Raw genomic sequence first — 20,905 nt, 5'->3', positions numbered from 1 at the left:
ACCGCCGTGGCTCACGCTTGTAGCATTGCCACGATGGCAAAACCAATGACCAACACCAAAATCGGCAAACAACTTAAGCAACGCAGTTGCCACGCTAATTGACCAAGATGTTGGTCGGCTGAATGGGCTAACTCACCATGATGAATCGACTCCAGCAACAAGCGATGTAACTCACCATCAGGTTGTTGCTGGTAAATCTGCTGTGCGGTTCGGCGATAATGATGCTGAACATACTGCACCAACTGTTGCCGCCTAAATTGACGTAATCCCAAAAGAACCGCCACCAGTACACTGGATAGCGTGATATAGATTTCGACGTAATTCATGGGTCCCTCTCATGAGTAATGAGCGCTAAATATCCCTATGGCACCTTAGCGGACTAACAAGTTAGTGAGTTGCGCAGAGAATTAATGCGATCTATCACAGGTTTTATCACCTTGAATACGCCACATCAGTCGCCGCCTGCTTAGCACAAAACGGCTGCTGAAAAAGAGTTATTCGCACCGCGCCTAACGCTCAGCTATGATAGGAACTCACTTTTTATTTGGTCGAGTTTTCAATTGCCTAGCTCCGGTCGCATCCACACACTTGATATGACTCGCGGCATTGCCGTGTTGGGTATCTTGTTGCTGAATATCTTCGCTATGGGCGTCAGCTATTACGACTATGTGCCGTTTAGCACACCGAGTTGGGGCGATAAACTCGGCCAACTGTGCTACTACTTTTTGCTGCGCGATCGCTTTATCACCCTGTTTGCCATGTTGTTTGGCGTAGGGCTATACCTGCAATGGCACAGTTTCGCTGGCCAAACCCACTTATTAAAACGACGACTGTACTGGCTGCTGTTGTTTGGCTTGCTGCACCGTATTTTTGTTTGGCCGGGCGATATTCTGTTTAACTACGCCATCTGCGGGCTGATTTTGCTGCGTTACTTATCGCAGCCACCACAGCAGCAGTTAGTGATGGCGCTGAGGTTTATTGCGATGGGCATTTTGCTGTGTATCGCCTCGTCACTGTTGCTGTATGACCTTGAGCCAGTGACCCGCGAATCCAGTGACTTTCTCGATAGCTACGCCGCGTGGACAGGTGCTTATAGTGACCGATTGCAGATGCAGCTCGATCTCGCCATCGCCGATGCGGTGTTGTTTCCACTCACCTACATGTGGCTGTTACTAGGGCTGATGCTGCTCGGCTGTTATGGTTTTCGCCAGCAGTGGTTTACCCAAGGGCTGAGCCGTTATCGGCATTGGCTACTGCCCGCGTCATTGTTGATGTCAGCCATCGCCTACCCCATCGGCCAACAAGATAACGCCCACCTGCAAGCCCTTGCCGAAGCCTTACTCAGCTTGGCAGCCATTCCCATGTCTATCTGGTTGATTCACTGCATCGCTCACTCTCAGGCACAAGGCCGATTCGCACAACGGCTGCAAGCGGTCGGCAAAATTCCGCTAAGTTTATACCTGCTGCAATCGCTGCTGGGCACTTGGTTGCTGCGCGATTTAGTACCGCAGCTTAATTTAACGTTGCACTGGTTTGGCTATATCGGCATTGCCCTGCTCGGTTGTTTGCTGCAACTGTGGCTTGCGCCGTTATGGCTGAAGTTCTTCCGCCAAGGCCCACTAGAATGGCTGTGGCGTCGGCTAGCGTTTGGCGCCAACTATCAACCGCATAACTAAATAATAAGTAAATAATAAGGACAGCAATGAAAGGCAAAGGCCACTTGAGCCAATGGAATGATGACCGCGGCTTTGGTTTTATCACCCCGGTCAACGGCGATAAGCCGGTGTTTTTGCACATCAAGGCGATGGCCAATCGTAGTCGTCGCCCCACCGTGGGCGAGCTGCTGAGTTACGAGCTAGCGCAAGATAAACAAGGCCGCTGGCAGGCATTAAATGCCATGAGCACTAACGACAAACAACAACTACGCCAGCAAAACAAACGTAATAAACAATATCAACGGCAACGTGGCACAGCTAAATACTCGCTGCTGTTCTTGCTGCTACTGGCGCTCGCCAGTTGGCAGCATTGGCTGCCGAAGTACACACCCGTATGGTATCTGGCGCTAAGTGTTATCAGTTACATCAGTTATGCGCTGGATAAACGTGCTGCTCAGCAAGACCGCTGGCGCATCAGCGAAAGTACCCTGCAACTGCAAGCGTTGTTAGGCGGCTGGCCGGGGGCATTATTGGCGCAGCAGCGGTTGCGGCACAAATCGGTAAAAACCGCGTTTCGGCGAGTGTTTTGGGTGATGCTGTTACTCAATCTTGCCGCCTTATTTGCGCTTTACCATTATCGCCATGCGCTGCCAGCACTTTTATATTAACCCGGCTTAACCAAACCCATTTGGCGCAATTCGACGACGCTGGTAACATAACCGCTCTTTTTATTTTGCAGGAACTTGCTATGAGAATTGTGCTGGCCGTTATCATTATCGCTTCGGTTATTTTTTACTTTTTTATTGATCGGCAACAGCGCGTTGGCATGCAAGAGACGATTGAAGCTAGCCAAGCATTCCTCAAAGCCAATAAAACGCAAGAGGGCGTGATCACTACCGATTCAGGCCTGCAATATCAATATCTGCATCACGGTGATGGCACGGTCCATCCGCAAGCCAACGACACGGTTAAAGTGCATTACGAAGGTCGCCTGATTAACGGCCGCGTGTTTGATAGCTCTTACCAACGTAACGAGCCGATTGAATTTCCACTTAATAAAGTGGTGAAAGGTTGGAGCGAAGGGGTGCAGTTGATGGTCGAAGGCGACAGAATGCGCCTGTTTATTCCGGCAGAGCTGGGGTACGGTAACCGCGCTGCGGGTCCTATCCCTCCGGGCTCTGCGTTAATCTTTGATGTTGAACTGCTAAAGATTAATCCTAGCGCTGAACAACCAGCAGCTAACTAACCATTGGGGAAGGTGCGAACAAAGCGCCGCGCCTTCCCTAGCCTTGCTGCAACATAGCGTGTAACCCGCGACACACGATAGTTTCAGAATCATCAACACGACTGATCTGACAGTGACTCAACGCCGCAGGCATCGCCATCTCTTTGATACTCGCCACACAGCCTTTGTAGTAATCCGCTTGATTGAGCGTGCTACCCGCCAACCAGATACGCTGCGGGTTAAGCAAATTGACCGCCCACGCAATGCCCATGCCCAAGTAAGCACCTGAACGATACAGCTCTACAGGGTTACGGAAACGGCGCTGACGAATCGACTCGCCACTTGCCATCTGATCTAAGCTAAATTCACCCGATTCGGTCATCACTCGGCAGTTGCCCAAATCCCCAGCAATGCCCTCGGCTCCGGTAAATACTTTGCCATCAAAAGCAACGGCCATGCCCATGCCAGCGGCGCAGCCGACCAGAATTTCACAGCGATATTTACTGCTAGCCACCGCGTGCAACGCCGCATGCACATCGTTGCTGAGCAATACGCGACTGGCTTTACTATGAATTTTCTCTGGGCTTAAGCCCATCAAGGCGGGTAAATGACGGCAGGAAAACAAGCTTTGGTGGCGCACCATGCCCGGCACAGCCAAGGCCAATTGATAATCACTCAGTTGATAATCGCTTTCACAATCGGCAATAAATTGATTGAGATCTGCCAGTGAAAAACCTTCACCCGTAGGCACCTTGTACTGTTCGGTCACACCGTTGTCGATAAACTGCAACAGTGCAGTATCAGCACCAATCTCAATGGTTAATTCAGCCATCGCCCCTCCATCGTGCTCTCTCAGCGAGCTTTAACTGCGGCACATACTAGCATAATCCCGCTATAGCAGCGATGTAACCACATATTATTTATCGTTAAAACAGTCGATTAACTCGGCAAATAGCCGCTTGCAGCATCACGCGTGAAAAATCCAGCCGTCAGACGGCGTTAGCCAAACCGCTTTTGCAACAATTGCGGCTCCCCAACCGGCGATCACTCCAGCACCGGCATACCAATGTGTTACCAGAGCAAATCAGCCCACAGCGCTTTACATTCAGCAACGCTTTTTCTTGCGGCTTAACTTGCGAAAGCCAGCACACAGTTGCCATAATCCTCGCTCTTAAATGCTCACCTATAGCGCGTTGCTACATAGTGGCGCGCCACCTGTAACGGAGTTGATATGTCCAATTCTATCGCTGCACGGCTGGACGCCATTCGCACCGAAATGGCCAAGCTCAAGCTTGATGCCTTTATGCAACCACGCGCCGATGAATACCTTGGCGAATATGTGCCTGCCCACAACGAACGTTTGTGGTGGCTCACGGGCTTTACTGGCTCAGCGGGCATGGCAATTGTGATGCAACAAAGCGCAGCGGTATTTGTTGATGGCCGTTATGTGGTGCAAGTGCGCCAACAGGTCGATGGCAGCCAATACAGCTACGAAAGCCTGACCGACATGCCACAATATGAATGGCTGGCTGGCAAACTGCCTGCTGGTAGCCGCGTTGGTATTGATGCCCGTTGCGTTACGCTTTCTTGGTTTGAAGCGGCGCAAACCCGCTTAGCTAAAGTCGATATCGAATTGGTGCGTCTGCCTGAAAACTTAGTCGACATCTGCTGGCACGACCGCCCTGCTGCGGCGGTGAATCCGGCTTCTCTGTTCAGTGATGACGTGGCCGGTAAAACCAGCCTTGAAAAACGCAAATTCATTGGCGAACTGGTAAAAAGAGAAGGCGCTGATGTGGCGCTGATCAACGCGCTTGATTCCTTCTGCTGGTTACTCAATATTCGCGGCCAAGATATTCCGCGCATTCCAGTGGTGTTGGGTAATGCGCTGCTGAATGCCAATGGCGACATGACGCTGTATTGCGACCAACGCAAACTGCCAAGCGACATTGCCGCCCACGTCGGCGCTGGTGTCAGCTTTGCCGATGAGTCAGAGTTGGCCGCCGCAATTACGGCACTTAAAGGCAAAAAGCTGCTGGCTGACCCCAACAGCGCCAACGCCGAATGCCAACTGCAAGCGCGTGAAGCTGGCGTAAAATTGATTGCCGGCCTCGACCCAGTCGCGCTGCCTAAAGCCTGTAAAAATCCAGTCGAACTGGCGGGCATGAAAGCGTGCCACGTGCGTGATGGCGCGGCAGTCAGCCGCTTCCTCGCATGGTTGGATCGTGAAACTGCCGCCAATCGTTTATACGATGAAGCCACCCTGTCAGATAAACTGGAAAGCTTCCGCAAGGCCGATCCGCTGTATCAAGAGCCTAGCTTTGACACCATTTCTGCCGCTGGCTCAAACGCCGCCATGTGCCACTACAATCATTTGAATGGCACGCCGGCACAGGTAGAGATGAACAGCATCTACCTCGTCGATTCTGGCGCACAATACTTAGATGGCACCACCGACGTGACCCGCACTATCGCCATTGGCGAGGTAACGGACGAACAACGCAAGATGGTGACTTTGGTGCTCAAAGGCCACATCGCGCTGGATCAAGCACGCTTTCCCAAAGGCACCACCGGCCAACAATTGGATATTTTGGCGCGGCAATATCTGTGGCAACACGGTTTTGATTACGACCACGGCACAGGCCACGGCGTCGGCCATTACCTGAGCGTGCATGAAGGCCCGCAACGTATCGGCAAAAACCACAACGCCATTCCACTGCAAGTGGGCATGGTGATCTCTAACGAACCGGGTTATTACCGTGAAAACGGTTTTGGTATCCGCTTAGAAAACTTGGTCACCGTCAAACCGTGTGACGCGTTAGCCAATGCCGAGCGTGAAACTTACCAGTTTGAAGCAATTACCCTTATTCCGATGGACCAGCGCTTGTTCGATAAATCGCTGATGACTAGCGCCGAAATCGACTGGGTTAACCGCTACCATCAACGGGTGCTGGCCGCCCTGTCACCAGTGCTCAAAGGTGACGATTTAGCCTGGTTAAAACAGGCCACCAGCGCGCTTTAATCTAGATAAATCAAGCCGGTAGCAATACCGGCTTTTTCTTACCTGATCCGCGCCTTGAATTCGGTTATAATCGCCGCCATATTTGCTCATATCCCTGTATTTTTGGAATAGCGTTTTATGTTGAATACCGAGTTCGATAAGTACCTAGAGTTCCCTACCGATTTCCCATTTAAAGTGGTTGGCGATGCCAGCGATACTTTGGCGGAAAAAGTGGTATTGGTGGCTCAACGTCATGCACCGGGCGATTACACGCCTAGCACCAAAGCATCGAGCAAAGGCAGCTACCTCTCAGTCACCATCCGCGTGATTGTAGAAAGCAAAGAGCACATCGAAACACTCTACACCGAGTTTGCCGCCATCGAAGGCGTGCGCCGCGTGCTGTAATCTTTACAGGCAAAAGTGTGATCTATATTACATTTTTGCCTTGAGCGCGTATAATAGCGCCACGGTGAAACTGGAGACAATTTTCTCTTGTCAGACAAAACCTTACACATTTGCCATCTGGGCATGATGGATTATGAAACCGTTTGGCATGCCATGCAGCAGCTAACGGATGACCGCGACGAAACTGTTGAAGATCAGTTGTGGTTAGTCGAGCACCCACCGGTGTTCACCCAAGGACAGGCAGGCAAAGCGGAACACTTGCTCAATACCGGCGATATTCCGGTGATCCAAGTTGACCGTGGCGGCCAAGTAACCTATCACGGCCCCGGCCAGATGGTTGCCTACCCGCTGTTAAATGTGAAAAGACTCAAAATCGGCGTGCGCCAACTGGTGACCGACATTGAGCAAACGGTCGTGTCTGTGCTCGCCAAATATGACATTGAAGCCTATCCCAAAGCTGATGCGCCGGGCGTATACGTCAACGGTGATAAAATCGCTTCATTGGGGCTGCGCATTCGTCGCGGCTGCTCTTTCCACGGTGTGGCGTTCAATATCAATATGGATTTAGAGCCGTTTCACCGCATCAACCCCTGTGGTTATGCTGGGTTAGAGATGACCCAAGCCAAACAACTTGGCGGGCCGCAAACCGTTGAGCAAGCTGCCAACGAATTTGCCGAAATTTTCAGTCAGCGCCTAGGTTACACGCAGCTGATTCATCACCAAGGATTACCGAAATCATTATGAACAGGCCAGAACGTTTACAACCCGGCGTCAAGCTACGTGATGCTGACAAGGTTGCCCGTATTCCCGTGAAAGTGGTGCCATCGGAACGCGACACTATGTTGCGTAAGCCGGACTGGTTGCGCGTGAAACTGCCCGCGTCGAACCAACGCATTTTAGATATCAAATCTGCGCTGCGTAGCCACGGTTTGCACTCGGTGTGTGAAGAAGCCTCTTGCCCAAACCTAGCGGAATGTTTTAACCACGGCACCGCCACCTTTATGATTTTGGGGGCTATTTGTACCCGCCGCTGCCCATTCTGCGACGTGGCCCACGGCCGCCCACTCAAGCCTGATGAAAACGAGCCCGTCAAACTCGCTGAAACCATTCGCGATATGAAGCTCAAATACGTGGTAATCACCTCGGTTGACCGTGACGACCTACGTGATGGCGGCGCCCAGCACTTTGCTGACTGTATTCGTGAGATCCGCAAACTGAACCCAGCAATCAAAATTGAGATTCTGGTGCCAGACTTCCGCGGCCGTATCGACCAAGCATTGGATATTCTGGCCACTGAGCCACCCGATGTGTTCAACCACAATCTGGAAACCGCGCCAATGCACTACCGCAAAGCGCGTCCAGGGGCGAACTATCAATGGTCGCTCAATCTGTTGAAACGCTTCAAAGAGCGTCACCCGAACATTCCAACCAAATCAGGTTTGATGATGGGCCTCGGCGAAACCAATGAAGAGATTGCCGACGTGCTGCGTGACCTACGCGCTCACGACGTCAACATGCTGACCTTGGGGCAATACCTGCAACCATCAAAATTCCACCTGCCGGTAGAACGTTACGTGACCCCAGCTGAGTTCGACAAAATGCACGAACTGGCAACGGAACTTGGCTTCACCCACGCCGCCTGCGGCCCATTGGTACGCTCTAGCTACCATGCGGATTTGCAAGCACAAGGGAAAGAGGTGAAGTAACGCTCTTGTTTTAGCGTTACAGGTTGGTTCTGAAAAACCGCGCAATGCGCGGTTTTTTATTGTCTGCTGACAGCTTTGTGGCACTTTGTCGGCGTTTGTATCGCCTGATAGGTTGGGTGCGCTAAATCACCTGCGGTGCGCAATGCACACGCATCCTTGTGGCACGCTGCAAGTACATCCGTGTAAGCTCGACGCCAGCATCCATGCTGGCGACGGCCACAAGTCTGCATGTGCTGGGAATTTCAGAGTAATCCTGTTGAGTAGGATAAAATTTCTCCGAAAATTACAAAACCTTTCTCAATTCCAATTCTGCATTGATAAGGTAGGTTTACACTAACATTCCGTAATTGACTAAATTTTAATAATGCTACAAAGTGTTTATTCTAAAAAATAGAGATTTCCGGGTAAAATAATGAGTTTTATATACATTTTAAATAACAAATCGTTCGAACCATATGTATTAAAAATAGGGAAAACAAGAATAAGCCCTGAAGTTAGAGCAAAACAAATATATTTTGGGAAAACTGGGGTCCCAGAACCATTTGACGTTTTATTCTCATGCACCGTTCCTGATTGTGATATTGCTGAAAAAAAGATTCATGAAACTCTTAAATCATATAGACATAATAAGAGAAGAGAGTTTTTCAGACTTCCATTCGAAGTTGCGAGAAAAAATGTGATTAACATATGTGAGGAATTATTCGGAAAAGCTAAAGTCGCAACCTTACACGACATACGTAATAACAAAAACACTCATGAACAAGATCATGAATTAGATGAAAAAAATATGAATACAGTCAAAGTGAAAGATTTAACACCTTCTCCAATTGGCACAAGCATATTAAGCAACTCTCAGAAGCAGAGAATATCTATATTTAGAGATGTGTTATCCATAGTTTATCCCAGGTCAATAAATGATTCCCTAGACGATTTTTCTAGAGATAAAAACCCTGAAAATGAAATAGAAATTTGGGAACATTTAGCAAAAGCATTCATGAAAATCCAAACAAATGAATTCATTTCCGATGAATTCAAAAGTGAGGCGTATGTTCTTTTATTAAAGAGAACATTCAACTCCAAAACAAATGTTTTAAAGAATACAAATCTAAAAAACATAACAGAGAATCAAGCGAAATCAATATTAAATGCTTACGAATTAAAACCAAAACCCATACTTATTAAAAGACAAAATTACAGATAATAATTTTTGTGTTCACCGTCGATGGTGAAGGATAGCGGGCGATGTAGGACTGGTTGATTCGATGCACTTAGAGAAGCACCGATGATGCGTTACTCACATCTTGGTTGGGCGTTTTTCTTGGGTAATCATGCCATTAACTCAGGCTGGCACGGATGTTTGCGATGGTGATGAAGAGTTTGTTTTCAGTGTCTTGAAATGCGGTGAAGCCATATTTTTCGTAAAAGTGTGCGGCGCCGTCTTTGGCATCAACGATGACGATGGGAAAGGCGACGGTGTCGCTGGCGGCGAGTAATTTACGCAGGGCGTCGATCAGTAACCATTCACCGAATCCTCGGCCTTGGTAACGATTATCTACGGCTAAGCGGGCGATGAGTCCGCCAGACATCGATGACTGGTGCTTTTTCTGCAGTTTACTGGGCAAGGTGTTCAGATCAATCGGGGTCATAGTTAGCGTATAAAACCCAATCACGGCCGAGTTATCGGTGTCATCTTCCAACACAAAGGTGCGGGTGTTGTCTTTTTTGGCTTGCTGGCTGGCCATCACTTTGAAGTAGTTATTCAGCGCGTCGATACCACAATTGAATCGGTTTCTATCGTGTTTATCTTTGTCGAGCAGCACGGTATTCATTGCTGGGTTTTACCGTCATAGCGCTTGGCGGCGGCTTGCAGTTTGGCATTGGGCTTGGCGGGTTGGTCGAGCGCTTCCATCAGTGCCATAGCGTCGATTCGGCTGAGTTTGAGAGTTTCTTCGCGCTCAATTACCTGCTTAGCTTTTTCAATCGCGGCATTTAGCACAAAAGAGTTAATGCTAGACATACCGGCAATAGCGGCGGCTTTGGTCAGTAAATCTTGTGTATCAAGGTCTACTCTGGCGGTAATACGCGGTAATGTTGAGGCCATCGTGTTCTCCAATGTGTCAAAGTGGCACAGCAAGCATTATGGTATCAAACTCAAAAATGATCAATTTAAGTGTCACTTTGGCACACCAATAGTTATTAGTTAAAGCAGACAGGTAACATGCTAACCACCGTCACTTTCATTGCTACTCGCCTGCATTACGCCAGAAAAGGTGTAACATGCGAGCGATGTAATGATATTCAACAACATGAAAAAGATTAACTAATGAACATAGAAGCAATACTAACGGCGTTGCAGTCGGCCGATGATAAATTGGCCATCAGCTGCGCCATTTCCAGTGTGGGATTGAAGTCTCGCATCGATATGGTTGGGCAAGTAAAAAGTGACTCGCCCGGTGCGGCGATTGGCGAACGAGAACCCTATCTACGGGAAAAGACGGTAGCTGAATTCAAGCAGGAGTTGCAGAGCTTCGGTGCGGATTACCAAGGTAAAGACTTTTTGCTGGTGTTAACTCACGAGCTTAATCAAGCGGAGTATGAGCTGCGCTACTTCGCGCTAACGCAGATCAACATTGCCGCCGATGAAGTGCTACTGCTCGCTGAAAAAGGCGAACGGGTAGCACTGAGAGAGCACTACCAAGAGCCGGAGATCGAAGAGTGAATCACCAGCCGCTGCTCATCCGCAACTCAATTATGCACCAAACCGCTTTGACATCAGCACGGCGGTTTCTCGACCGTCAGCGGTTTCGTAGTAGTTTTTGCGTTCGCCGTCGATGCTGAAGCCGAGTTTTTGATAGAGGGCGATGGCGGCTTGGTTGCTTTGGCGTACTTCTAAGAACACCACTTCGATGGCGGCATCATCCACCAGTGTTTGCATGCTGTGGCTGAGGAGTGTGTTACCTAATCCCCTGCCCTGTGCGCTGGGATTGATGCAGATATTCATCAGCGTCGCTTCTTCAAATAGAAATTGGTAGATGGCGTAACCGAGCAACTCAGACTGCCCTGCTTCCTCTTCAATAAACAGCCCAAATACGCGGTAGCGTTCGCCAAAACAGCTGGCAAGTACGGCTTCACTCCACGGATAAGCATGGGCGGCTTGTTCGATGGGCAGCATGCTGCCGAGGTTATCAATCGTCAGCGGTTTGATCATTGCTGTTGCTGCCACTCTTGCTGCCAAATCTGCTGCCATAGCTCACGTTTGGCGGGGGCGCTTTGGCACAGCATCGGCAATGGTTGGCTGCGCAGGCGGCCGGTTTGTGGTTGAGCGCGCATGTCCCATAACACTTGGCTTGGGGCGATTTTGTCGGCGGTCTCACTGCTGGCAATCTGGCAATCGCGGCTGTCCACTTGCAGCAGCTTTAATACTTCTTGCACCAGCGGATGCTCAAGGCTGACATCATTGCCGCTGTCGGCCAACAACCATAAGCCATCGCTTATTTGCTCAGATTTTGGCTGCCATTGGGTAATGCCCATGGCGTGAAGATAACTGTTCATTTAACACCCGTTAACATCCAATTGGCGACAGTTTACCAGAATCCCCAGCACAATGGGGCTTAGCCGTTATTCAAGCAAGTTCCACTAAAAATCCGATTAGTAACATCGATTCTATCCACTTTAAACTCTCAGCGTGAGCGTTAGACTAGTCCCATCAACTTAAGAGGAGGTCAATATGAGTCAGATTAATATCGGAATCGATCAAGCAAATCGTCAAGAGATTGCCAAGGGTCTATATAAAGTGTTGGCCGACACCTACAGCCTGTACCTGAAGACCCACAGCTTCCATTGGAACGTGACCGGGCCAATGTTTAACAGCTTGCACCAGATGTTTGAGGATCAATACCTCGAACTGGCAACCGCAGTCGATGTACTGGCGGAACGTGTGCGTGCCTTGGGCGAACGTGTGCCAGGCTCCTACAGTGCCTTTGCCGCAGTAACCGGCATTAAAGAAGATAACGGTGTGACTGATGCTAACCAGATGATTCAAGAATTGCTGGAAGGCCAAGAAGTGATTATTCGCAACGCCCGTAGCCTCTATCCGTTGGTTAACCAAGCCAATGACGAAGCGACCGCCGATTTGCTAACCCAGCGTATCCAGCTGCATGAGAAAACCGCTTGGATGCTGCGTTCGCTGCTACAGCGCTAATCAGTTTTTCTCTGCATATTCATCTATCTATCATTATCTGAGTTATGTTTTGGGCCACGCAATGTGGCCCTTTTTTTGAGCAGTCAAAAACGCCAATGCATACGTCATGCTGCAACATTCTATCCGAGCATGTACCCACACTTACTTCAGTTAAGCCGATAGATTCCACCCATTTTATTCAACTAACCACTGGCGAGATCTCTGCTAGTATGAAAGCTCACAAATTAGCTGTTAATAATGGAATATGACTATGACGCATCTTCATCGCACTTTACCGCTACTCGCAGCCTTACTATTAACGCCTTCCCTCGCCGTTGTTGCCGCCGATAACAGCCAAGCCATCGCCAACGTGCAAGCCCAATTAAAAACGCCGTTCCATCAAACCGAGCTAGAGCAAGATAAAAGCCGTTTACCGCTGAAAATGGTGGAATTTTTGGGCATCACGCCGGGCATGACCATCATGGATATGGGCGCAGGTTCGGGTTACAGCACGGAGATTTTATCCGCCGCCGTGGGGAGTAAAGGCATGGTGTACGCCCAAAACAATCACCACATGGAAACCATGGCCGATGGTAAGTATCTTAAACAGCTACATGACCGCATCGACGGTGCCAAGCTGACGAATGTGCAAGCCGTGATTTGGGAGATGGATGCCATTCCGCTGCATAATCAGCTGGATCTGGTGTTCTGGGGCAATAATATTCACGATTATTACAACAGCTTGGGCGAAGCAGAAACGCTGAAGATCCTTAAAAACGTCTATCAAGCGCTTAAGCCCGGTGCCACCTTTGCCGTGGTTGACCACGTTGGCAGTGCCGGTAACAACAACGACAAACTGCATCGCATTGAACCGCACGTCATCACCGAGTTGTTAGAGCAAGCAGGCTTTATTGAGCAAACCACCTCAGACATCTACCACAACCCGCAAGACAACCATCAACTCTCAGTATTTGATGAGCAGATTATGGGTCACACCGATCGTTACTTCGTTAAGGCAGTCAAACCGTAATAGGTTGTCATACTGAGCACTCGCCATAGATAGTTTGGCGAGTGCTTGGGCGCTCATGTTACTGATGCCCTGAAAAAGGAAACGGCCCGCATATTGCTATGCGAGCCGTTAGAATATGGCAGGGGTGGCAAGACTCGAACTCGCAACCGTCGGTTTTGGAGACCGCTGTTCTACCAATTGGAACTACACCCCTTCGAACGGGACGCATTATGCAAAAACCCCCGTTAAAGGTAAAGGACTTTTTCAGGATAAACTCACCAAATGCAGCTTTTTCAGTCAAACAACCGTTAACTGGCGGTTTTTACTGCATATTGTGTGTATTGCATCGCCATTTTAGGTTATCTAGTGATGATTAACAGCTTGCACCTGCGAGTGATTGATTCACGGTAATAACCCGATTTCGTCTCATCAATCAGCAACGCTGTGTATTTAACCCGCAAACAAACATAGTGCGCCGTTCAAGCCCATATTTGCCACACCACTTATTAGTAGTGCCGCATTCTGCTTGCGGCGCTAACTGGACTAACGGTGCCAATAGCGCATCGACCGATTTACCAAGGAAGTACCCCATGATTAAACGCCATCTTGAGTTAAAAAAGTTCATACCGCTTGAAGCATTAGAAACATTTGAGGGGCTTCTATCCGATGATGATGGTCTATATGACAATATGCGTCGGAATAATGGTGGTAGTGTGATGGGTTTATACATTACTGAATCGTTAAAAGGCGTCTCGTACTCACTAATCGCCGATTGCCCAAAATCAACCACCTTACGCTATCTAAAGCTCGCAAGAGAGTTTGGTGTCGCCCATTTCGCTCAACATGTGCGCCATGGCGAGACCTTTGAGGTCAGCATTAATGGCCAGCAGATAACGCTGACAGGACGCTACAAAGGCGACTACACCGACAGTAATGCTTGGTGGGAAACTTACTTTACCGCCATTTTGCTGCGCGATATCGACGCCATTAATAGTTTGCAGCAAGTACAGCCCAAACACTTTGCCATGGCCAATATTCCCAGCGATGCATTTGATTTAGCCTTAGTGGCTGTACTGCAAGGCTTGTTTCAACAAAACGCCGATATGGCCGAACGCTTAAAAGTGGCACTGACGGCTGAGATAAAAGGCAAAGACCGCGCTAAATGGTCCAATCACTTACTGGTACCGCTATTACCGGTTATCCGTTGCATCTTCACCCCTGATGCCGAAGCGGAATTTAATCAAGTGGTTAAAGAAGCGGTGAAGCTGCATAAGAAATATTGGAATGGGGACAAGTACGATAAAGCTGGCTGGATATCGTTAGCGCTTACTGCGCTAGCCGCTATTGCTAAAGCCCGCAACGGCTGGCAACTCGACTTCGAAACGGACTATATTCCGCAGTGGTTAGTGGATGGGGATTTTAGCTAAGGTCTTTTCTTATTCAAACGCGTATAAACAGGCTACTTTTCGTAGCCTGTTTTCATGCATACAAGCTAGCAGATATCTCAGGTTTGGGGCAGGCCGTATGAATAAGTTATCTGTATCTACAGCGGGCCTGTTCAACCCATAGCCTTTTTAGCGTTAGCCAAGCTTGTCATGCTTATGCCTGCCCTAAACGGCTATCGCTGCCATATCCAGCGTGTAGCGAGCCATTCGCCAATTGGCCGCTGTTAGCTAAATCCTGAGTCACCTTGGGCTACTCACTCAATATAGTTAATAGTTAACGTGCCTACACGACCACGATAGATAAGGCTTGTTTGACTGGGCGTCTGGCGCTGAACATAGTGGTCATTCTGCCGTACAGCCTCAAAGCGCCCAGGGGTGACGGTAAAGTAATCCCATGTTTGCAGGAAGGTGGGGCTAGTATAAATCAACAGATAATGGGCATTGGAGGGGGTTACCACCGTGCCTTGCATCACGCGTTCCTGTGATAAATACGATGTAAATTTAGGCGGGCGCAATTCAGGAATAAGTGTTTTCTCTGCGTTAAAGTTTGCATCATAAAAGCGGACGATTGGCTTGAAATATAACGCGGGGTTGTAGGCTTCACTGCTGATGCGGAGCGTCGCATTTGGCTTAATCGGCACTATTGCATAGTAACTCTTACCCTCAGCAAAATTATCACAGGCGGGCGAGTGGTTATCTACCACCACCTTAAAACCATTTTCTGTTGGTGTTGGCGTAGTGACTGCCGCAGCAAAATCGCACTGAGATTCGGCACTATCAAGTATCGCTTGCTGCCGCTTTTGCGCATTAGCCACCACGGCACAAGCCATGAGTTGCGGCACAAGCAGTAAAATAACCGCCACCTTGCCAAGTTTATTGCGCCACTGCATCCGTTAAATACCTCTGTTTTCCTTAACGATAAGAGCACTAATAGTAACTGATTTTAAAACAGAATTTTGGCGCAAAGTCACTGTACCCAAGTTAGCCTCATCTGGTAACGTACTCAGCAAACTTGAACATGGAACAAGGGATGAATTCCACAACATTTAACACCATCGGCATACCGAAACGCTGGCGCTCTAAAAAAGCGGTGGCAAAGCGTCTGGCTTGTGATAGTGAGGAATTAATTAGAATTCAGTCAGATATCCATAAGATCGAGCTTTATAATCGGCGCAGCGATGTTGATAATAAAATCAATTTACCGTGTAAAACGCTTTATTTTAGATTAGCGTCAACCTTAGAGAGCCACTCAGTATCAACGGCGCTCACGGGCGGCAATTGGCTTGGTCAGCTCAATAAAAGCACTGCTTATAGTGTGTTGTATTTTAAGTTGCATTTTTTTTGGAATTATCAGTTTGTTGTCAAGGGAATTTTGAAAAATGAAAACCCACCTGAAAAACTAGGGATATTTTTTTACGACGAAGTCGAGTATATGGGGTGGCTGTTTCTTCTTGGCCAAATAGAAGAGGCCAAAGTTGTTGCTCGTCTTATCTATGCTGCCATTCATCGTGATTATTGCATGGACTTTAATGATGAGTACCATCGTCGTGGTCAGATGTTCATGTTACGGTTATTCGGCAAATGGCAAGATATCACCATTGATTTCCCTAACTCGGCCTACGATGAGCCGGTATACGAATGGCTGTTAGCACATTGGGATATTGCCGATGAACAAGCACTGCTACCAGCTCTTATTGCCGCGAGTGACCGTCATACACACCAATCGTGGGATGACACGAACAAGGCCAATCATGATTTTCATCACATTACCCTTTACCGATGTCCGCTAGAGCTGCTGATGTTGTTCCGTTTGCGAGCATTAAAGGGATTAAAAAATCCAGTTGTAGAGCACCCGTTGTTTGACGCACCATTTGACCAACTCCCCGAGCCACAACCGGTATATATCGATGACATGATGCAGGCTACGCTCAAACGTGTGCGTGAAGACTGGCCGCATTATGACAAGGTGCTTGACGATGCGATAACGTCACCATTTACCGATGCAGACTACGAGTTTGGTAAACAGTATGAACAACCATCAATGACGCGATAAATGGTCTAAGGCCATACGCAAACCCATCAGTTCAAATCACTGTCTGTCTCTGTCAATGGATGTAAGCGATGTCAAAGATAAAGAATATTATTAGCAAGCTATTTAAGCGTACGCCAAATGCAACTGACGCGCCCCGCTACACTAATATCAAACAAGCTTGTGAAGAAATTATGCAAAGGTTTATCGAGGGTAAACCCGGTTGGAGATATCTAAAAACAAAAAGAACATTCTCCTATAAAATACCTAAAGGCGCATTTGTTGATATCTATACAGCTATGTCTAATAAATCGGACTTCGTTACTTTTCAATTTTCTATCCAAGTTGGACATAAGGAGATTGGTAAGGCAATGGAGATGATTTACAACATGAAAGACACTACCAATTGGATTGTTGGTATTAATGGCTTATCTTGGGCACCCAAAAATGTTAGCCATGGTCGTTGCATTCTATTTCAACCTCGCCCAGAATTTTTAACTAATTTTGAACAAGCGCGGAAGGATGGTTCGACATCTTACGTTTATTTAAATGAATTTGAGGAAAGGTTAGCAATACTATTTACTGCCGCTGAAAAGAAAATAACAGAAATATTTGATACCACCTCAGAGATCGCTTTAATCAACTCAATCATTGAGAAGCCTATCGGCTATTTTGATCCAGTTAGTGTGTTAGTTGTGCAATTGATGCTTGATAACCCCGCTTACTATGATGAATTAGTCGATTTTTACGACCGACCTCATGAGGAGCTGGTTGCGCTAAAAATAGATATGTTGAATCAACAGCATGCCGATATGGCAATGGCGCGATATCGAGATGGTACATTGCCCAAATTTAGCTTTATCAACAACGGCTAACACGTACTGTCTGCTCCAGTTGAGTGTTTTTGAAAATGTAAGCAGCTAACATTCGTCGATATCAGGCGGATTGGCCAGAGTCCGCGAGCAAAAGTATCGGTATAGTTGACGTTGATTGAGCATTTTAATCTCACCTAACCATTAAGTTTTCCGCCACTAGCGCCGCTTATTTATAAAAGTGCTCAAAGCCACTAACGGCATACGCATAACGACCCAACCTCATTGACCATCCGTCTGAAATATGTCGAGTGATTAATGAACAATCAAAGACTGTATGAGTATCAGTCAGTTATCTGTTTTAGTAATAGGATGTACGAGATGTCGAAGATAAAGAATCTTCTGAGTAAGATATTTAAGCGTAAGCCAAATGAGACTGCCACGCCCCACCAAACTAGTGCCACACAAGCCAGCGAAGCAGGCATTGATTCACCTAAAACCTCAATCGCTAATGATCGCCATATTGAGCTGCCACAGGGCTCGCGCGCTGTAACCGATAAAATAGATAGCTATAACGACTTATTTGTAAGAACCATTAATCCCTCTTTTAAAGATGGCAATCCAGCGTTAGGCTCACATTTTAAAAGCACTTTTGATACATTTTGTGTAGCCGCGGCTGCTGGTTGGTATCCAAAGCAAAAAGTACAACATTATCTATGTCTAGCAAAAGATATAGGCATAGCGCGCTTTAAACAGCGTTTAGTCGAGCCAGACCGCCCTTTCTTAACACCATTAGACGGCGATTTAGTGGAACTCTGCGGCAGTGAAACATGCGATTACACCGACAGCAATACGTGGTTGAACACCTACTATTGCGCTTTGCTAATGAGAGACATTGAAGCCATCAACAGCTTAGCACAGGTAACCCCTGAGATTTTTGCGCAAGCGACTATCCCTAGTGACGGCTTTGATCTCGCCTTTGTGGCGCTGCTGAAGGGGATATTCCAGCAAGATAGCGATATCGTATACTTACTGAGGACGGCACTGATATCTGAGGTCGATGGTACCCCTGAGCGTGAGAAACTAGCCAATCACTTACTGGAGCCGCTATTACCGGTTATCCGTTGCATTTTCACCCCCGATGCCGACGCAGAGTTTAACGAAAAAATGCAAGAGGCAGTACAAATGCATAAACAATACTGGAAAGATGACAAGTCCGCACCAGAAGGTTGGATTGCGTTACCACTGACGGCATTGGCGGCATTAGCCAAAGCCCGCAACGGCTGGCAACTCGACTTTGAAACGGACTATATTCCGCAGTGGTTAGTGGATGGGGATTTTAGCTAGTAAGCAGGTTAAGCCGCGTGCGCGAGCATTACCAGCGTTCAACGTTAATCATCAACTAACAAAAAAGAGGCTCGAAAGCCTCTTTTTTAATCCGTCACGGCAATAACGATTACAGCTTCAGAGTTGCTTCCAAGGTCATCACGATCATGTCGTTGAAGGTGGTTTGGCGCTCTTCAGAGGTGGTTTGTTCACCAGTGCGGATGTGATCAGATACCGTCACCACACACAAGGCGCGGGCGCCGAATTCATGGGCAACGCCGTACAAGCCAGCGGCTTCCATTTCTACGCCAAGCACACCCATTTTTTCCATCACGTCGAACATTTCGCCGTCTGGTGTGTAGAACAGATCGGCAGAGTAAACGTTACCGACACGTACCGGGATGTTGTGCGCTTTAGCCGCATCAACGACGGTGCTCAACAGGGTGTAATCTGCTACTGCGGCAAAGTCGTGGCCTTTAAAGCGAGTGCGGTTAACTTGTGAATCAGTACAAGCGCCCATGCCGATGATCACATCGCGCACTTTGACGTCTTGGCTGATAGCGCCGCATGAACCAACGCGGATCAGGTTTTTCACGCCGTAATCTTTGATCAATTCAGTGGCGTAGATTGAGCAAGATGGAATGCCCATGCCTGAACCCATTACCGACACTTTTTTGCCTTTGTACGTGCCAGTGAAACCCAGCATGTTGCGTACGTCGGTCACTTGTACCACGTCTTCCAAAAACGTCTCTGCAATGTACTTAGCACGCAGCGGATCACCAGGAAACAGGACAGTTTCGGCGAATGCGCCATCAGCGGCGTTGATGTGTGGTGTAGCCATTAAAATTAACCCCTTAACGTTAAATTCGTCGTTACCTAACTAACGGGTGCTAGCGCGGTAAAAATGAGGAACCATACTGCATCGGTTCCAGCTCAAAATAGGCTGCTATCGTTTGACCAATATCAGCAAAGGTATTGCGTAATCCCAGCGAGCCCGCTGGTAGACCTGCCCCGTATGCGATCACGGGGACGTGTTCGCGGGTATGGTCGGTGCCGCGCCACGTTGGGTCACACCCATGGTCGGCCGTTAAAATCACTAAATCGTTGGGTTGCAGCTTGGCGAGCAACTCCGGCAAACGGGCATCGAAATATTCCAGCGCGGCGGCATAACCCGCCACATCGCGGCGATGACCAAATTGCGAGTCAAAATCAACAAAGTTGGTAAAGACGATGCTGTTATCGGCGGCGCTGTTCACTTGCTCCAGCGTGGCGTCAAACAGTGCTGCTAAGCCCGTTGCCTTAACTTTAGCGGTGATGCCACAGTTTGCATAAATATCGGCAATTTTACCGATACTAATAACATTGCCGCCTGCGGCTTTGAGTTTATCCAGCACGGTTTTGGCTGGCGGCTCAACCGCGTAATCATGGCGGTTGCCAGTGCGTTCAAATTGGCCTTTACCGCTGCCGATAAATGGCCGCGCAATCACTCGGCCGATGTTGTACGGCTCAAGCACTTCGCGGGCGATTTCGCACAGCTGATACAGCTTGTCGAGGCCAAAAGTGTCTTCATGGCAAGCGATTTGGAATACGGAATCCGCCGAGGTGTAGAAGATCGGCAAGCCGGTTTGCATATGCTGCTCGCCGAGTTCATCCAAAATCACCGTGCCTGAGGCGTGGCAGTTACCTAAAAAACCGGGTAGCCCAGCGCGGCGCAAGATTTCATCGGTCAATGCTTTAGGGAACGAATGGGTTTTATCGGCAAAATAACCCCAGTCGTACAGCACGGGTACGCCGGCCATTTCCCAGTGACCGCTTGGCGTGTCTTTGCCTGAGCTTAGCTCAGCCGCATGACCATAAGCGCCAATCACCTCGATGTTGTCACCGAAGCCCGCAGGAAAACTGCCAGTGCTTTCATAGGCGGCATGCGCCAACCCCAGTTTGGCGAGATTCGGCAGTTGCAGCGTGCCACTGCGTTCGGCGTTATCGCCGTTGCCTGCGGCACACTCGGCCGCGATATGGCCAAAGGTGTCGGCACCCGCATCACCAAATTTGTCAGCATCGGCGCTGGCGCCAATCCCAAATGAGTCGAGCATTAAAATAATACAACGCTTCACT

At 48.4% G+C, this 20,905-nt stretch carries 24 protein-coding genes and 1 tRNA gene; 15 read left to right on the top strand and 10 right to left on the bottom strand.

Annotated elements, in window-relative coordinates:
- Positions 1-11: 11 nt before the first annotated feature.
- Complete coding sequence (locus tag L9G74_RS00615; RefSeq protein ID WP_238894272.1) at positions 12-326, bottom strand: hypothetical protein; 315 nt, start codon at positions 324-326, stop codon at positions 12-14.
- A gap of 234 nt (positions 327-560) precedes the next feature.
- Between L9G74_RS00615 and L9G74_RS00610 the strand changes: the two genes are divergently transcribed.
- The 3 genes from L9G74_RS00610 (at position 561) to bamJ (ending at position 2,901) form a co-directional block, all read left to right on the top strand.
- The gene (locus tag L9G74_RS00610; RefSeq protein WP_238894270.1) at positions 561-1,676 is read left to right on the top strand and encodes a DUF418 domain-containing protein; all 1,116 of its coding nucleotides are present in this window, start codon (positions 561-563) and stop codon (positions 1,674-1,676) included.
- Between the two features lie 26 nt (positions 1,677-1,702).
- Positions 1,703-2,323: a DUF1294 domain-containing protein gene (locus L9G74_RS00605; protein ID WP_238894268.1), complete on the top strand. Its 621-nt coding sequence runs from the start codon at positions 1,703-1,705 to the stop codon at positions 2,321-2,323.
- 80 nt (positions 2,324-2,403) lie between these two features.
- Positions 2,404-2,901 (top strand): BamJ family beta-barrel-assembly machinery protein, encoded by a 498-nt coding sequence (bamJ, locus tag L9G74_RS00600; protein WP_238894266.1) that lies wholly within the window; start codon positions 2,404-2,406, stop codon positions 2,899-2,901.
- Between the two features lie 37 nt (positions 2,902-2,938).
- Here the strand turns inward: bamJ and L9G74_RS00595 are convergent, their stop codons facing one another.
- Positions 2,939-3,712 carry an ROK family protein gene (locus L9G74_RS00595; protein ID WP_238894264.1) on the bottom strand — a complete coding sequence of 258 codons (774 nt, stop codon included), beginning with the start codon at positions 3,710-3,712 and terminating at the stop codon, positions 2,939-2,941.
- Between the two features lie 399 nt (positions 3,713-4,111).
- Here L9G74_RS00595 and L9G74_RS00590 point away from each other — a divergent pair, with 399 nt between their 5' ends.
- The 5 genes from L9G74_RS00590 (at position 4,112) to L9G74_RS00570 (ending at position 9,190) form a co-directional block, all read left to right on the top strand.
- Complete coding sequence (locus L9G74_RS00590) at positions 4,112-5,899, top strand: aminopeptidase P family protein (RefSeq protein WP_238894262.1); 1,788 nt, start codon at positions 4,112-4,114, stop codon at positions 5,897-5,899.
- A gap of 117 nt (positions 5,900-6,016) precedes the next feature.
- A complete protein-coding gene (gene ybeD, locus L9G74_RS00585; RefSeq protein ID WP_037443561.1) occupies positions 6,017-6,283 on the top strand; it encodes a DUF493 family protein YbeD in 267 nt (88 codons plus the stop codon).
- 87 nt (positions 6,284-6,370) lie between these two features.
- Positions 6,371-7,027 (top strand): lipoyl(octanoyl) transferase LipB, encoded by a 657-nt coding sequence (lipB, locus tag L9G74_RS00580; RefSeq protein ID WP_238894261.1) that lies wholly within the window; start codon positions 6,371-6,373, stop codon positions 7,025-7,027.
- The gene (gene lipA / locus L9G74_RS00575; RefSeq protein ID WP_238894260.1) at positions 7,024-7,989 is read left to right on the top strand and encodes a lipoyl synthase; all 966 of its coding nucleotides are present in this window, start codon (positions 7,024-7,026) and stop codon (positions 7,987-7,989) included. The genes lipB and lipA overlap by 4 nt, the downstream gene beginning before the upstream one ends.
- Positions 7,990-8,401: 412 nt before the next feature.
- Positions 8,402-9,190, top strand: coding sequence for a GIY-YIG nuclease family protein (locus L9G74_RS00570; RefSeq protein WP_238894259.1), 789 nt, complete (start codon positions 8,402-8,404; stop codon positions 9,188-9,190).
- A 133-nt stretch (positions 9,191-9,323) separates the two neighbouring features.
- Here the strand turns inward: L9G74_RS00570 and L9G74_RS00565 are convergent, their stop codons facing one another.
- Positions 9,324-9,818 (bottom strand): GNAT family N-acetyltransferase, encoded by a 495-nt coding sequence (locus tag L9G74_RS00565; protein WP_238894257.1) that lies wholly within the window; start codon positions 9,816-9,818, stop codon positions 9,324-9,326.
- Positions 9,815-10,090, bottom strand: coding sequence for a type II toxin-antitoxin system TacA family antitoxin (locus tag L9G74_RS00560; RefSeq protein WP_238894256.1), 276 nt, complete (start codon positions 10,088-10,090; stop codon positions 9,815-9,817). Before L9G74_RS00560 ends, L9G74_RS00565 begins: the two co-directional genes overlap by 4 nt.
- Positions 10,091-10,312: 222 nt before the next feature.
- Between L9G74_RS00560 and L9G74_RS00555 the strand changes: the two genes are divergently transcribed.
- Positions 10,313-10,708, top strand: coding sequence for a hypothetical protein (locus tag L9G74_RS00555; RefSeq protein WP_238894254.1), 396 nt, complete (start codon positions 10,313-10,315; stop codon positions 10,706-10,708).
- A gap of 30 nt (positions 10,709-10,738) precedes the next feature.
- On the opposite strand, the gene rimI is transcribed toward L9G74_RS00555, so the two are convergent.
- On the bottom strand, positions 10,739-11,212 hold the full coding sequence (rimI, locus tag L9G74_RS00550) for a ribosomal protein S18-alanine N-acetyltransferase (RefSeq protein WP_238894252.1): 474 nt from the start codon (positions 11,210-11,212) through the stop codon (positions 10,739-10,741).
- Entirely contained in the window at positions 11,194-11,541 is a 348-nt protein-coding gene (locus L9G74_RS00545) for a DNA polymerase III subunit psi (RefSeq protein WP_238894250.1), read from the bottom strand. Before L9G74_RS00545 ends, rimI begins: the two co-directional genes overlap by 19 nt.
- Positions 11,542-11,716: 175 nt before the next feature.
- On the opposite strand from L9G74_RS00545, the gene L9G74_RS00540 reads away from it, so the two are divergent.
- Both L9G74_RS00540 and L9G74_RS00535 read left to right on the top strand, forming a co-directional pair.
- Positions 11,717-12,190, top strand: a complete 474-nt coding sequence (locus L9G74_RS00540) for a Dps family protein (protein ID WP_238894248.1) — start codon at positions 11,717-11,719, stop codon at positions 12,188-12,190.
- A gap of 250 nt (positions 12,191-12,440) precedes the next feature.
- Positions 12,441-13,199, top strand: a complete 759-nt coding sequence (locus tag L9G74_RS00535; RefSeq protein ID WP_238894246.1) for a hypothetical protein — start codon at positions 12,441-12,443, stop codon at positions 13,197-13,199.
- A gap of 116 nt (positions 13,200-13,315) precedes the next feature.
- Here the strand turns inward: L9G74_RS00535 and L9G74_RS00530 are convergent.
- A tRNA-Trp gene (locus L9G74_RS00530) sits at positions 13,316-13,392 on the bottom strand.
- Between the two features lie 376 nt (positions 13,393-13,768).
- On the opposite strand from L9G74_RS00530, the gene L9G74_RS00525 reads away from it, so the two are divergent.
- The gene (locus L9G74_RS00525; RefSeq protein WP_238894244.1) at positions 13,769-14,605 is read left to right on the top strand and encodes an immunity 49 family protein; all 837 of its coding nucleotides are present in this window, start codon (positions 13,769-13,771) and stop codon (positions 14,603-14,605) included.
- A 272-nt stretch (positions 14,606-14,877) separates the two neighbouring features.
- Here the strand turns inward: L9G74_RS00525 and L9G74_RS00520 are convergent, their stop codons facing one another.
- Positions 14,878-15,513 carry a hypothetical protein gene (locus L9G74_RS00520; protein ID WP_238894243.1) on the bottom strand — a complete coding sequence of 212 codons (636 nt, stop codon included), beginning with the start codon at positions 15,511-15,513 and terminating at the stop codon, positions 14,878-14,880.
- 128 nt (positions 15,514-15,641) lie between these two features.
- On the opposite strand from L9G74_RS00520, the gene L9G74_RS00515 reads away from it, so the two are divergent.
- From L9G74_RS00515 to L9G74_RS00505, 3 genes are all read left to right on the top strand, one after another.
- Entirely contained in the window at positions 15,642-16,676 is a 1,035-nt protein-coding gene (locus L9G74_RS00515; RefSeq protein ID WP_238894242.1) for a hypothetical protein, read from the top strand.
- Between the two features lie 68 nt (positions 16,677-16,744).
- Positions 16,745-17,527, top strand: coding sequence for a hypothetical protein (locus L9G74_RS00510; RefSeq protein ID WP_238894240.1), 783 nt, complete (start codon positions 16,745-16,747; stop codon positions 17,525-17,527).
- A gap of 318 nt (positions 17,528-17,845) precedes the next feature.
- Entirely contained in the window at positions 17,846-18,811 is a 966-nt protein-coding gene (locus L9G74_RS00505) for an immunity 49 family protein (protein WP_238894238.1), read from the top strand.
- Positions 18,812-18,920: 109 nt separating this feature from the next.
- Here the strand turns inward: L9G74_RS00505 and deoD are convergent, their stop codons facing one another.
- Both deoD and L9G74_RS00495 read right to left on the bottom strand, forming a co-directional pair.
- On the bottom strand, positions 18,921-19,631 hold the full coding sequence (gene deoD, locus L9G74_RS00500; RefSeq protein ID WP_238894236.1) for a purine-nucleoside phosphorylase: 711 nt from the start codon (positions 19,629-19,631) through the stop codon (positions 18,921-18,923).
- Positions 19,632-19,680: 49 nt separating this feature from the next.
- On the bottom strand, positions 19,681-20,904 hold the full coding sequence (locus tag L9G74_RS00495) for a phosphopentomutase (RefSeq protein WP_238894234.1): 1,224 nt from the start codon (positions 20,902-20,904) through the stop codon (positions 19,681-19,683).
- Position 20,905: the final 1 nt, after the last annotated feature.

Source organism: Shewanella electrica (genome assembly GCF_022321485.1).
Taxonomy (GTDB): domain Bacteria; phylum Pseudomonadota; class Gammaproteobacteria; order Enterobacterales; family Shewanellaceae; genus Shewanella; species Shewanella electrica.
This window is presented reverse-complemented; position numbering and strand designations above follow the sequence as displayed.